The sequence below is a fragment of the Streptomyces sp. NPDC002867 genome, from assembly GCF_053591895.1.
Map to the genome: position 1 here is coordinate 183,998 of NZ_JBSFUR010000007.1, position 13,554 is coordinate 197,551.

The 13,554-nt window shown below is 73.7% G+C and carries 9 protein-coding genes; 4 read left to right on the forward strand and 5 right to left on the reverse strand.

The annotated features are described in order from the left end of the window. Window positions 1-22 precede the first annotated feature (22 nt). Entirely contained in the window at window positions 23-688 is a 666-nt protein-coding gene (locus ACWD0A_RS09590; protein ID WP_451296250.1) for a bifunctional DNA primase/polymerase, read from the reverse strand. Window positions 689-988: 300 nt separating this feature from the next. On the opposite strand from ACWD0A_RS09590, the gene ACWD0A_RS09595 reads away from it, so the two are divergent. Continuing rightward, the gene (locus ACWD0A_RS09595; protein ID WP_451296252.1) at window positions 989-2,371 is read left to right on the forward strand and encodes a transcriptional regulator; all 1,383 of its coding nucleotides are present in this window, start codon (window positions 989-991) and stop codon (window positions 2,369-2,371) included. Window positions 2,372-2,916: 545 nt separating this feature from the next. Then, the gene (locus ACWD0A_RS09600; protein WP_451296395.1) at window positions 2,917-4,359 is read left to right on the forward strand and encodes a hypothetical protein; all 1,443 of its coding nucleotides are present in this window, start codon (window positions 2,917-2,919) and stop codon (window positions 4,357-4,359) included. Window positions 4,360-4,423: 64 nt separating this feature from the next. On the opposite strand, the gene ACWD0A_RS09605 is transcribed toward ACWD0A_RS09600, so the two are convergent. Then, window positions 4,424-5,734 (reverse strand): ABC transporter substrate-binding protein, encoded by a 1,311-nt coding sequence (locus tag ACWD0A_RS09605; protein WP_451296253.1) that lies wholly within the window; start codon window positions 5,732-5,734, stop codon window positions 4,424-4,426. A 173-nt stretch (window positions 5,735-5,907) separates the two neighbouring features. Here ACWD0A_RS09605 and ACWD0A_RS09610 point away from each other — a divergent pair, with 173 nt between their 5' ends. Together ACWD0A_RS09610 and purU are read left to right on the forward strand one after the other, a co-directional pair. Further along, the gene (locus ACWD0A_RS09610; RefSeq protein WP_307717808.1) at window positions 5,908-6,354 is read left to right on the forward strand and encodes an SCO4402 family protein; all 447 of its coding nucleotides are present in this window, start codon (window positions 5,908-5,910) and stop codon (window positions 6,352-6,354) included. 74 nt (window positions 6,355-6,428) lie between these two features. Next, window positions 6,429-7,280 (forward strand): formyltetrahydrofolate deformylase, encoded by an 852-nt coding sequence (gene purU / locus ACWD0A_RS09615; protein WP_451296255.1) that lies wholly within the window; start codon window positions 6,429-6,431, stop codon window positions 7,278-7,280. 45 nt (window positions 7,281-7,325) lie between these two features. Here the strand turns inward: purU and ACWD0A_RS09620 are convergent, their stop codons facing one another. From ACWD0A_RS09620 to ACWD0A_RS09630, 3 genes are read right to left on the reverse strand one after another with little or no spacing between them, the layout of a single operon-like run. After that, a complete protein-coding gene (locus ACWD0A_RS09620; RefSeq protein ID WP_451296257.1) occupies window positions 7,326-8,633 on the reverse strand; it encodes an extracellular solute-binding protein in 1,308 nt (435 codons plus the stop codon). After that, window positions 8,630-9,871, reverse strand: coding sequence for a hypothetical protein (locus tag ACWD0A_RS09625; protein WP_451296259.1), 1,242 nt, complete (start codon window positions 9,869-9,871; stop codon window positions 8,630-8,632). Before ACWD0A_RS09625 ends, ACWD0A_RS09620 begins: the two co-directional genes overlap by 4 nt. Further along, window positions 9,868-13,545, reverse strand: a complete 3,678-nt coding sequence (locus ACWD0A_RS09630) for a tetratricopeptide repeat protein (protein ID WP_451296261.1) — start codon at window positions 13,543-13,545, stop codon at window positions 9,868-9,870. Before ACWD0A_RS09630 ends, ACWD0A_RS09625 begins: the two co-directional genes overlap by 4 nt. Window positions 13,546-13,554: the final 9 nt, after the last annotated feature.

Below are 13,554 nucleotides of genomic sequence, written 5' to 3' on the forward strand. Positions count from 1 at the left end.
GATCCGGGCAGCAACTCGCTGGTCAGCGTTGCCGGGATCGTGCGGCGGCGGTCTCCCTGCCGCAGGCGTAGGCGAGCGGGCTGATCAGCTCGTCGGCGTCCGGGAGCCATCGGTTCGCGGGGGTGGGGCGGCGCGCCCACTGCACGGCGCCCCGGCCGCCGATGCGGGTCGGCGGCGCGGCGACGTAATGGCCCTCGCCGCGGGCGGCGAGATCGAGGGAGGAGGGCGCCCAGCCCAGTTCGCGGATCAGCCCGGGGACCTTGAGGGAGGCGCCGGGGAGCACGAAGAAGAGCATGCGGCGGTCGGGGGTGCAGGTCACCGGGCCGAGGGGAAGATCCATCCGCTCCAGCCGTGCCAGGGCGAGGAACCCGGCGGACTCCGGAACGTCGATCGCGTCGAAGGTGCGGCCCGTCGGCAGGAGGATCGACGCCTTGGGCTGGTTGTCCCACAGCCGTCTGACGGCCGTGGCGCTGCCCGTCGCGTGGTTCGCCCAGTCCGGCGTGGCCGGGTGGGCGCCGGGCGTCGCGCAGCCGGCGTCTCCGCAGGAGCAGCGCTCCGCTCCGTCCACGGCCTCCAGCCAGGTGCCGGGGAGCACGTCCCAGTGCCGCTCTTCCGCGTACCGCACGGCGTTGTCCAGCATCTGCTCGCCTCGTTGCTGGGGGATCCATGCGGATTGACTGACTGACATGGTCTCTTCCACGACACACTCAACTACCGCCCCCACCTCGGGTTACGGGGCCTCTCGCGGTGGACGGTGGAGCATCGATCCTGCACACGGGGCGCACGGGTGCACGGCCGGGGGCGCGCAGGGGGCAGCGCCCGCAGGGACGGGTAGCCAGAGCGGGACACGTACGGGACGCGTACGGGAAAGGCGGGAACGGGGCCCGTGCGACGACGAAACGGAACCAACCCGACCAACTCTGCATTCTCCGCATATCAGCCGGGCAGTGATCAATTCATCGATCACCGCGGCATCAGGGGGTAGTTCATGGCAGCCAGGCCTCTCGTCGCCCGACAGCCGAACGAACGGTTGCAGGCACTCATCCAGGAAGCCGGGTGCTCGAACGCCGGTCTCGCCCGGCGCGTCAACATGGTCGGCACCGAACGGGGCCTGGACCTGCGCTACGACAAGACGTCGGTGGCCCGCTGGCTGCGCGGCCAGCAGCCGCGCGGCCGGGCGCCCGGCATCATCGCCGAGGCGCTGGGCCGCAAGCTCGGGCGCACGGTCACGATCGACGAGATCGGCATGGCGAACGGCAAGAACCTGGCGACCGGTGTCGGCCTGCAGTTCTCCCCGACCGTGGTGGGCGCGATCGAGCAGGTCTGCGAGCTGTGGCGGTCCGACGTGGGCCGCCGCGAGTTCCTGTCCGGTTCCGCCGTCGCCGCCTCCGCGCTCGTCGAGCCCAGCCGCGACTGGCTGATCACCGGCGCGGACGCCCAGGTGGCGCGTACGGCGGGGGCGCGCGTCGGCACCTCGGACGTCGAGGCGGTACGGGCCATGACCGCCGCCCTGACCGAGCTGGACCACCGCTTCGGAAGCGGGCACGTGCGGCCCGTCCTCGCGCACTACCTCAACAGCGTGGTCTCCGGCCTGCTCTCTGGGTCCTACCGGGAAGCGGTCGGCCGCGAGCTGTTCGCGGCGGTCGCCCGGCTGACCGAGCTCGCCGGGTACATGGCCGTGGACACCGGTCAGCCGGGGCTCGCCCAGCGCTACTACATCCAGGCGCTGCGGCTCGCGCAGGCGGCCGGGGACCGCGGCTACGGAGGCTATGTGCTCGCCGCGTCCATGAGCCACCTCGCCGCCGAGCTCGGCAACCCGCGCGAGATCGCGCAACTGGCCAGGGCCGCGCAGGAAGGGGCGCGCGGGCAGGTCACGCCACGGGTCGAGGCCATGTTCCACGCGGCCGAGGCCCGCGGACACGCGCTGCTCGGTGACTCCCGCACCTGCCACGAGGCCGCGGCGAGGGCGGTGGCCGCGCTGGAGCGGGCCGAGCCGGACACGGGCGACGATCCGGTGTGGATCACCCACTTCGACGAGGCGTACCTCGCGGACGAGCTGGCGCACTGCCACCGTGACCTCGGCGAGGCGGGGGAGGCCGCCCGGCAGGCGGAGGACGCGCTCGCCGGCCACCCGGCCTCCCGGGCGCGGCGTCGTGCGATCGGGCTGGTGCTGCTGGCGACGGCCCAGGTCCAGCAACGGGAGGTGGAGCACGCCTGCCACACGGCGGCCCGCGCCGTCGACCTGCTGGACACGCTGCGCTCCAGCCGGGGAGCGGAGTACCTGGACGACCTCCAGCTCCGGCTCGAGCCGTACGCGGCCGAGCCGGCGGTGCGGGAGCTGGGCGCGCGCCTGGAGATGCGGGCGGCGTGAGGGCCCGCGGGGGCCGGCGTGCCGGATGGGCTCTCCCCAGCCCGCGCAGGGCATGAACAGCGTCCTGTGTCCGCATCTTGTCACTGCTCCGGCACGTGTGTGCGGAGCGCTCCGGGCACCCGGTAGCGTGAACCGACGATTCCGTAGGTCCACACGTAGGAGTCCCGGTGACGCACAGCGGACAGGGTGACGAGCAGCGGCTGCCGGCCGCGCGGCCCGCGTACGAAGGCGTCGTGCTGCCCGCCGACGGCAGTGAGCCCCTCATACCCGGATCCCCGGGAGCGCAGGCGGCCCCTGCGGGCGGTCAGCCGTGGGGCGCGCCCTGGGGACCGCAGCAGCCGCCTGAGCCACAGGCGCCGGGCGGCGTGCCCGGTACGTCGGCGCCGCAGCCGGGCTACGGCTACCCGGGCGCGGCCGGCCCGCAGGCCCCGCAGGGCTACGGCGACCCCAACGTCCCCGGCGCGCCCGGCCCTTCGGCGCCGCAGCCGGGTTACGGTGCCCCGGCCCCGCAGGGGCAGCCCGGTTACGGATATCCCGGTGCGCCGATGCCGCAGGTGAGTGGTCCCGGTCACCCCGGTGCTCCGGTGCAGGGGCAGGCGAACGGCTACGGTGCCCCGGCTCCGCAGGGGCAGCCGGGCTACGGATATCCCGGTGCGCCGATGCCGCAGGTGAGTGGTCCCGGTCACCCCGGTGCTCCGGTGCAGGGGCAGGCGAACGGCTACGGCGCCCCGGCTCCGCAGGGGCAGCCGGGCTACGGATATCCCGGTGCGCCGATGCCGCAGGTGAGTGGTCCCGGTCACCCCGGTGCTCCGGTGCAAGGACAGACGAACGGCTACGGCGCCCCGGCCCCGCAGGCCACCGCCACGCCCGCGCAGCAGCGTGTCACGTCGCAGCCGCTGCCGCCGCAGGACGCTCCCGGGCAGGAGGAGCGCACCCAGATGCTGCCGCCCCAGGGCGGGCCCGGCTCTGTCGGGGCGTCCGACCCCACGCAGTACATCCAGCCCGTCGCCGGCGGCTCCGCCACGCCGCCCGGGGCTCTGCCGCCCGAGTCGCCCGCCGAGTCGACGACGTTCCTCGGGACCGTGCGCGCGGGCGGGGGCGACTCGGAGGCCACGCAGTACATCGCGCCCGTGCCGCCCGCCCCCGCCGCGGCGCCCTTCGGCATCCGGCCGGGTGCGCCGGGGGACAGACAGCCCCCGGCCGAGTTCGACAGCCTGTTCCGTTCGGACGCTCCCCAGGCCCAGCCGGCCGACTCCACCCAGCAGCTCCCCCGGTTCGACGCCCGGCAGGGCGCCCAGCCGTCCGCGTACCAGGAGCCGGGGCGCGCGCATCGCTACGACGACGAGCCCGTGACACGCAGGCGCTCCATCGTGCCCGTCGTGGCCGCGCTCGTGATCGGCTGCGCCGTGCTCGGGCTGGGTGTCGGGGCCGTGATGTCCGGCGGGGACGACGACGAGGACCCGGCGCCGGACAAGAACGTCGCCGCCACCACCCCCGCGCCGAGCCAGAGCGCGTCCACCCAGGCCGCCGACCCCGCCGAGCCGCAGGCGAAGGCGCTCGACAAGCTGCTCGCGGACAGCAACAACAGCCGTGCCGCAGTGATCCGTTCGGTCGAGAACATCAAGGTCTGCAAGAACCTCGACCAGGCCGTCACGGACCTGAAGGGCGCTGCCGCCCAGCGGCGCAGCCTGGTGACCCGGCTCGACGGCATGACCGTGGACAAGCTTCCGGACAACGCCGCGCTGACCGCCGCCCTGACCAAGGCGTGGCAGGCGTCGGCGTCGGCCGACGACCACTACGCGGCGTGGGCGCAGCAGGTCAAGGGCAAGAAGGGGTGCAAGGGCGGGAAGGCCCGCGTCACCTCGCAGACCGCGCAGGGCAACCGGGCCAGTGGCGAGGCGACGAAGGCGAAGAACGAGGCCGCGCCGCTGTGGAACACGATCGCCCGCACGTACGGCCTGACCGAGCGGCGCAGCGAGCAGCTGTGAGGCGGTCGGCGGGGGTGGTGAACCCGGTTCACCCGCCTCCGCCGAGGAGCCGCCCGCGGAACGCTCAGGCCGCGTCCATCAGCGTCGTGCCCACGTCCACGAAGTCCTTGCCCTGGGCCACCAGCCGTCCGTCCCGCACCACTTGGAACGTCACGCTGCGGTTGACGATCCGCGGATAGCCGGGCGCGCCGAGCATGTTCTCGTAGCCCCACCGCAGCGGCGGCGTCAGGCCGTCGGTCGTCACCTCCAGGCCCTGGTCGAGGGCGTGGGAGATACGGCCAGGGGTGATCACGTCGGTGTCGAGCGCGCGGATCACCCGCTCCAGCACCGTGTACGCGATCCAAGTGGTCTGCACGCCGGCGTCGGCCGGGTCGATGCGGTCGTCGTGGAAGGCGTGCTCGGTGACCACCTGGCGCATCCCGTCCCAGCGTTCGTCGTTCGCGTCCGGGTACCAGCCGGTGATGTAGGCGCCCTCGAAGGGGCCCTTGCGGCCGCCGGTGCGGTCGACGAGGGGCTGGCCGACGCTGCCGATGACGGACGAGATGCGGATGTGCCGGCCGTCCTCGGGCAGCCGCCGGAAGGAGTCGAAGAAGGTCTCCGTGCGGTCGCCGAGCGCGGCGGTGACGCAGCCGGGCCGGGTGCCGGAGGAGGCGGTCGACGTCCAGGTGGGCTCCGCGGCCCGCCTGCGGGCCTGCTTGGCCTGCTCGGTGTACTCGGTGGCGTCGTCGGCCGCGAGGATGTCGGCCGAGGGGATGTCCCGACTGCCTTCGTCAAGACCGGAGTTGAGCAGTTGGACGAGGTCGTCGCCGTTGATGCTGTCGGGGCGCACGAGGGAGACGCCGGCGCAGTAGTCGGCGAGCTGCCTGCCGTTGCCAGCGACGAGGGCGGGCTGGCCGCCGTTGACCGGGTAGGAGAGGTAGCTGGTGAACTCCTCCCCGGACATGCCGTATCCGCCGATGAAGGGGATGCCGGCGGCCTCGAGGGGCGCCATGAAGGAGCCGTACTGGCTGTAGGAGCCGACGACCGCGGCCGCGCCCTCCCTGACGGCCCGGCGTGCGCAGTTGGCCGCGCCCTGGGGGGTGTTGCCCTCGTTGCAGGTGATGACGCGCAGGTCGTGTCCGTCGATGCCGCCGCGCGCGTCGGCCCAGCGTTCGTAGGCCTTGGCCATCGCCATCATGCCGGGCATGTTGGTGGCCTTCGTGTCCTCGGGGGCGAACGTCATGACGGTGACGGGCTCTCTCGAGCCCCCGGCCTCTCCCGGGAGGACACCACAGCCGGCGACGAGGAACATTCCTGCCGCCACGGCCGAGGTGCACGCGGCCCGGCGACGGGTCTTGGAGGGGCGGGGGGTGGAGGAACGACGCCAACCGGTCATGACTCCACACACTTTCTCCCTCCGGGGAACGGCGCAGTGAGCATTGTTCAACGCAAGGTAACTGGAGGGTGAATTGCAGGGGCGGGTCCGGATGATCGAAAAGGGAACGTACGATCGAAGGCGTGCAGCAAGGTTCGGTCAACCCTTCCCGTCGCGGCCGTCGCTCCTCCACCATGGGCGGCATGCCGCTCAACGACATGCCCTGGTGGCGCTGGCGCAGCAACGTGCGCTCGGCGCTGCACATGCTTTCCGACCCCGTTTTCCACCAGGAGTGCTGGCTGGCCGGGCGCGAGGGGTACGGCGACGTCACGGACGCCGTGTACCGCCTGGTCGAGGACACCTGGCTGGACAACTGGTCGGCCGAGAAGTACGTCGGCACGATCTTCCGCGACTCGGGCGAGGCCGCGCTGGTTGACGTCGCCGTGCTGCGGGTGCTGCGCATCATGCACCAGGTCGGCGCGGACGCCCCGGTGTCGGCGTACCTGGAGCACCACGGCTGGCCCGAGGCCGTCCGCGCGGCCCGTGACGCGCACGTGCGCCTCGCGTCGAACGACGGCGAGGACCCGGACGCGCCGCCGCGCTCGCTGGACGTGCTGCGGATCATGACCCGGTCGGTGTGAGCCGGCTGTCCACGACCGCGTCCGCAGGACGGACGCCGGACGGGCCCGCCGCCCGTTTGTGGCAGGCTACAAGGATGACTGACCAGTACGTCCTCACGCTTTCCTGCCCGGACAAGCAGGGCATTGTGCACGCCGTGTCGAGTTACCTCTTCATCACCGGCTGCAACATCGAGGACAGCCAGCAGTTCGGAGACCGGGACACGGGCCTGTTCTTCATGCGGGTGCACTTCTCCGCCGAGGCTCCGGTGACCGTGGACAAGCTGCGCGCCAGCTTCGCCGCCGTCGGCGACGCCTTCGACATGGACTGGCAGATCCACCAGGCCGACGAGCGCATGCGGATCATCCTGATGGTCAGCAAGTTCGGCCACTGCCTCAACGACCTCCTCTTCCGCTCCCGGACCGGCGCCCTGCCGGTGGAGATCGCGGCGGTCGTCTCCAACCACACGGACTTCGCCGAGCTGGTCGGCTCGTACGGCATCCCCTTCCACCACATCCCGGTGACGAAGGACACCAAGGCCGACGCCGAGGCGCGGCTGCTGGACCTCGTGCACGACGAGCGGGTCGAGCTGGTCGTCCTCGCCCGCTACATGCAGGTGCTCTCCGACGACCTGTGCAAGCAGCTCAGCGGCCGGATCATCAACATCCACCACTCCTTCCTGCCGAGCTTCAAGGGCGCCAAGCCCTACCACCAGGCGCACGCGCGGGGCGTGAAGCTGATCGGCGCGACCGCGCACTACGTGACGGCCGACCTCGACGAGGGCCCGATCATCGAGCAGGAGGTCGAGCGCGTCGGCCACGAGGTCACGCCCGAGCAGCTGGTGGCCGTGGGCCGGGACGTGGAGTGCCAGGCGCTTGCCCGCGCCGTGAAGTGGCACGCCGAACACCGCATCCTGCTCAACGGGCGCCGCACCGTCGTCTTCGCCTGAGCGGGCGGGCGCGGACCGGGAGCCGGGGAGAGCGGGGACGCGTCCCTACGACGTGCCAGCGTCCTGCGATCCGGCCACCGGGTTGTCGCAGAGGTCGTCCAGGACGAACGCCCCCTCCTCCTCTTCCTCCTTCTCCCGCTGGAGCGCGGTCTCCGCGTCCAGCCGTTCGAGCAGGCGGGTCAGCAGCGCCGGGTCCTCCGGGTCGCCGACGAACTCCAGCACGGCCCGGTAGAACGCGTCGCGCAGCGTCGGCGGCATCGTGTCCGAGGCGTCCATGCAGATGCGGCCCGCCGAGTCGAACAGCTCCTGCACCGCCCGCGTCCCCGGCGACGGCGCCTCGGAGGCGAACGTGCCTCCCGGGAAGAACGGCCGCTCACCGGACTTCGCCGCGTCCGCCCAGTCCTTGCGGGCGGGCGCCGAGGTGAGCCGGCCCAGGAGGTCCCAGGCGGCGGCGCTCGGCCGGAAGACCGCGGCCATGTCGCCGGACACCTCGAAGACGCCGCCGCCCTCCTCGGCGGAGGCGGCCCCGCCGAGATGGCGGGCCGTCGGGGTCGGCCGCACGTCGTCGCCGTAGTGCCTGCGGATGAACGAACCCTGGTGCTCGTGGGTGCAGTCGCCGCGGTTCAGCAGCCCGTAGCGGCCGTCGTCGAGCAGCTCGAACGAGTCCGTCAGCGCGTCCGGCGCTGGGGAGCGCCCGTTCGCGGTGAGCATCCGCGCCCACTCCTCCCACACCGGGCGCGTGCTCTTCCACGACGTCTTGCCGGTCGCCCAGCGCTCGTACGCGTCCGGGCCCCGGCGCTGCAGGATCAGGTCCTCGATCCAGTCCGTGCCCGGCCAGCCGGAGGTGGCGCCGGAGTTCAGGCCGAGACACCACACGGGCTCGCTCTCCCCGACATCCGCACGGCTCCACACCAGCGACTTCAGGTCGACGCGCACCGGCGCCCAGAAGACGTGCGTCCTGGCCGCGCCGCCCCTGCCGGGGACGGTCACCGGCGGCGCCCACGGCGGGATGGCCGCCCCGGCGACCTTCTCCGGCAGCGGATGGGCGTCGCCCGAGCGCGCGTACTGGGCCAGCTCGCCGGGGCTGTTGAGGATCGCCAGGTCCGGTGGCGCACCGGCCTGGAGCTGGGCGACCAGGGTCTCGCGCAGCGAGCGCGTGCCCTTGTAGACGTACCGGTGGCCCGTCTTGTCGCCGATGCTCCTCAAGGCCGCCACGAACGGGGCCTCCTCGCCGTCCGTCCACGGGCCGAGGACGACGAGCGTCCGCTCCTCGGGGGCACTCGCGCAACCGCCCGCCGAGGCGGCGGACACGGCCAGCAGACAGGCCGCCAGGGCGAGCCTCAGGCGCTTCATGCGTCCGCGTCCTTTCGCCGGGTGAAGTGCGGCGGGTACGGCCGGGCGTACAGGTAGAGCGTGACGCCGCAGGCGAGCGCGCCGAGACCGGTCACGGGCACGGCGACGCCCGCGGTCAGCGCCCAGCCGTCCGGGTGCGCCGACCCCATCCGGGCCGCAGCCCCGCCCGCCACGCTCTCGATCTCGCGCCCGACCCCGGACACGGCCGTGACGTACTCCAGCTGGGCGACCGCGTCGTGCACCTCCTCCTGGGCGGCGTGCTCCTGGGCGCCGCCGACGGTCAGCAGTACCGGCGTCAGCAGCACGGGCACCGACGCCGCCACGATCTGGAGGCTCACCAGGCGCAGCCGGTCCCGCAGGAACACCGACGTGCCCACGACCGTGAAGGCGAACAGGGCGGCCACCAGCGCGGCCGCGGCCGCCGCCGCCTGGGTGAGGGGGCTCCAGTCGGCCAAGTCGCCGCTCTCGTCGAGGAGTTGCTCCTCCAGGACCTCGATGCGGTCCAGCACGGTGGTGGGGTCCTGCTCGCCGTTGGCCGGCTGCGGGCTGCGCAGCATCCCGGCCGCGTACGCCACCCCCGCCTCGCGCAGCACCCGGCTCGTGCGGTTGCGGTCCGCCCAGGCGATCTTGTCCCCGTACGCGACGACGAGGCCGGACACCACCCGCAGCTCCTGCTCCTGGGCCTTGCTCAGGGCCCCGGACTGGGCGACCCGGTTCAGGCTCTGGGTCGTCTCGGCCAGGTGCGAACGGTAGGTCTCGCCGAGTTCGACGAGCCCGGCGTGCTCGGGGTTCAGCAGCCGTAACTCGGCCTGGGCCTGGGTGAGTCCGAGGGAGGTCCGTGCCTGGGCGAGCCCCACGAGTGCCGGCACGGACCGGTCCCGCAGCTCTTCGGAGCGCCGGTGCACGTCGTTGTAGGCGGCGGTGCTCAGCGCCAGCGCGATCAGCGCGAGGGCGGGCAGCACCAGCATCCTGCGCCGCAGGAACGCGGCGGTCGGCCGCCCCGTGCCGGGGGAGCGGCCGGTGGCCCGCACCCACAGGGCGGGCGGGACGCGCCGGGCCTGCCGCCAGGCGCGGCCGCCGAGCCGGCGGGCGAGGGCGGCGAGCCGCCGCAGCGTCGCGGCGCGCGAGGTCCCGCCGTCGCGGGGGGCACCATCGCCGTCCTCCGCGGCCGTACGTGACGGTCCGTCGTCGCGGGGCGGCGCCGTGGCGGGCGACGCGTCCGTGCCGCCGGCCGTCATGCGGACTCCTCCCCGTCCCGGAGCAGGGCGCGCCGGGCCCACCGCGGCCAGGGCGCCGAGCGGACGCGGCCCCGGACGTGGCGGACGCCCAGCGGGCGGGTGCGGAACGCCCGGTCCAGCAGCGCCTCCGCCAGCGCCGCGTCCTCCGGCCGGTCCGTGCGGGGAACCTGCTTCGCCAGCCGGCGGTAGCTCGCCGACAGTTCGTCCCGCAGCTGCCGCTCCGTCCTCGGGACCTGCTTCTCCGAGAAGCCGGCCGCCTCCAGCCGCTCCAGGGGGCCGCCGGGGCCGGGATCCTCGCCCGCCTCCTCGACCAGGCCGAGCAGCATCGACAGCAGCTCCGTCCTGATCCGGTCCTGCGCCTGCCCGTCCGTGAGTCCCTCGTCGTTGGTCAGCCGGTGCAGCGCGGCGTAGGCGGCCGCCGGCGAGCGCCGGTTCACGTGGATGCGCACGACGGCCGTGCGCGCGGCCGTGCGGTGCCGCGAGTCCGGCGGCACGCTGTCCAGGTACGCGCACGCCTTCTGCCACTCGTCCTCCGCGAGGTGGATCCGGGCGAGCCCGAACGCCGCCGAGCCCATCGCGTGGTTGCGCTGGAGCACCGCCTCGTAGAACTTCTTCGCCTGCGCCACGTTCTCCTCCCGGTCCGCCGGAGGCCGTGGCAGCTCCGACGGTGCGTCCTCCCCCGGCGGCGCGGCGGCCAGCTTCTCGTGGCAGTAGCCGAGCGCGAGCTTGGGCGCATACTCGCCGGGAATCGCCCGGTACACCGCGTCGAAGCCGCGCCAGGCGTCCGCCGTGCGGCCGGACGCGAGGTCGATGAGCCCCTGGTGCCAGTCCAGCCGCCAGTCGTAGCGGGACCTGTCGCCCAGCCGCTCCTCGGCCAGCCTCCGCTCCGTCCCGGCCGCCGCCACGTCCCCGAGCTGGAGATGGAGCCGGCAGCGCAGCAGATGCAGTTCCGGCGAGCGCTCCCACTCACGGCTGAGCTGCAACAGACCGGCCGGGTCGTCGTACGACGTGCGCTGCAGCTCCTTCCAGTTGGGGTCCCGCACGTCCGGCTTGGGCTTCGGCAGCGACACCGCCGCCTCCGCCGGATCCGGGATGCGCGCGCCGAGGCGGTCCGGCGCGCGGTCCGTACGCCAGCGCTCCAGCGGCGGCGCCTTGCCGAGCTGGCCGTCGAGCGCGGCGGCCGGCGGGTCGAACAGGGTCGACGGCTGGTAGGTCTCCTCGCCCAGCCGCAGCGACCGCAGCTCGCGCAGCACACCGCGCAGCTGCACGGCCATCTCGTCGGCGGAGGCGTACCGCAGCTCCGGCTCCTGGGCCATGGCCCGCTCCAGCGCCCGGTTCAGCGACTCCTCGCCGATGTCGGCGGACGGCTCGGGGTCCCGGGAGAGCAGCTCGCGCAGCACGGCGCCGACGGTGTAGAGGTCGCCGGCGGTCGTCATCTCGCCCATCGGCCCCGAGCGCGGCGGCTTGTGGGTGACCGGCCCCGGCTCGCCGGGCTTGCGCACGCCGGCGACGTCGATCAGCTTGATGCCGTCGCCGCAGTGCAGGACGTTCGTGAGCGACAGGTCGCCGTAGACGAGCCCCTCCTTGTGCAGATGGCTCAGCGCGTCCAGGATCAGCAGCCCGTACGTGACGACGAACTCGCGGACCCGCGGCCCGGTGAACGGCGCTCTGCGCTCGGCGATGCGGTCCGCGACCCACGACAGCGGCGCCCCGTCGGCGAACTCCATCACGATGAACTCGTCCGGTGCCGACGGATGCCGCGCGTAGTTGACCACGCGGATGATGGACGGATGGTTGAGCCGCACCAGCCGCAGCCGCTCCTGGTGCGCCTGGCGGACGGCCGCCGGGTTGTCGGGGTCGAGGACCCCCTTGAGCGCCACCGGCCGCTTCTCCAGCAGCAGATCGCGGGCCAGGTAGACCTGCCCGTGGCTGCCCCGGCCGATCGGCCCCACCACCTCGTACTGCTGGTGCAGCAGGTCGCCGGCCGCCAGCTTCGCGCCGGAGCGGGCGGTGACCAGCGCGTCCGGCGCGCCGACGGCGACGACCGGCAGATCCGTCAGCCCCTCGCCCGGCGGCCCGGCGACGAACTCGGGCGGGCCCGCCGTCCGGTGCAGGATCTCCTCCCTGTTCTCGGCCTCCAGCAGCGCCGCCTCGATGTCGACGGCGATGCGGAACATGGCGTACGGTAGGGTCCGGCTGTCGTACGACAGACCGCCGGGGCGTAGTTGTCCGAGCTTCGCCCGTAACCGCTCGGCGTGCGCATGCCGTTCCGCCGCGTCCTTCGGCCGGGCGGGGTGTTCGCGGATGCGCCGCTCGCACACGGCGAGCCGGTCGAGCCGTGGCCGCAGCCGGACGGCACGGCGGCCCGGCCAGTCGGGCTCCATCAGGTCGGCGCCCACCCGGTCGAGCAGAGGCGAACTGCGGTCGCCGAAGACGAGGAGGAGGCGGGTCCCGCCGCCGGCGCGCAGGGCGCGCAGCAGATCCATGATCTCGTCGTCGGAGGACGCGGACATGTCGACGGCGAGGAACGCGATGTTCAGCGGCGGGCTCTCCTCGGCGATGCGCCGCAGCAGGGTCTCGAGGGACTCCGGTCCGGCTTCCTCCGCCGGCGCCGGCACGTCGAGTCCGATACGGTCCGCCGCCTGGCGTGCCAGCTCCTCCGCCGTGCGGTTCGTCGCGTCCACCGCGATGTCGATGCTGCCCAGCTGCGGCTCGCCTGCCGGAGCGGGCATCGCCGACGGCGTCGGCGGGCTCTGCTCGCGGTCCGCCAGCGTCAGCACCGACCGGATCGTGTACCGGAGGTCGTGCTCGCCGGCTCCGGCGAAGACGGGCTCCACCGGGTCGGTGTCCGGCTCGCCGTCCAGCCAGCGGGTCAGCCGCCGTTGCAGTCCCGGCACCCGCCCCGAGACCGTCCGGTCCGGGGCGACCGCCACGTCCCGGGACACGGCCCGCAGTCCGGTGATCTTCAGCCCGAGCCGCTCCAGCCGCTCCCGCCGCAGGTGTCGCAGCACCGTCTCCGTCGGGATCATGTACGCGTGGTCCCGGCGCACGCGGGCCTCGGGGGTGCCGAACTGGTGCACCAGGATGCCGATGACGCGGCGGGAGCGGCTGTGCACGACCCCGCAGCCGCTGTAGCCGTGCCGCACCACGTACGGCGAGTCCTGGGTGTCGAGCTGCACCCACTCCGGTGTCGGCGCGGGCCCGCCGCGCCCCATCAGCCGGGCGTGCAGGTGCTCGCCGCCCGGCAGGTCGTCCGGGTAGCCCGTGAAGTGGACCGGCTCGCCGGTGGCCGGGATCTGCCGGTGCAGCACCGCGGCCGGAACGTCGTGCGGCAGACCGGGCCGGTCGTCCAGTTCGAGGAGGGCGATGTCGCCGCCGAAGTCGGGGGTGGGCTCGACGAAGAACTTGGGGACCACGCGGGCGCGCACCGGCGTCGCCGGGCCGCCGGACGGCGTGGGGCGCACCACGTCGATGTACACCGTGTCCAGCCTGGCACGGGCGCCCGACCGGTCGGGCGGCGAGAGGACCGTGTGCGCGCAGGTCAGCACCCAGGAACGGGACAGGAGGACTCCGGCGCCCAGCGGGGTGCCGCCGCGGTCGGGCGTGCGCAGCAGACGGACCCGCCAACTCTCCTCGTAAGCCGAGGAGTTGGATGTGCGATACGCATCGCTCATACTGGCCAA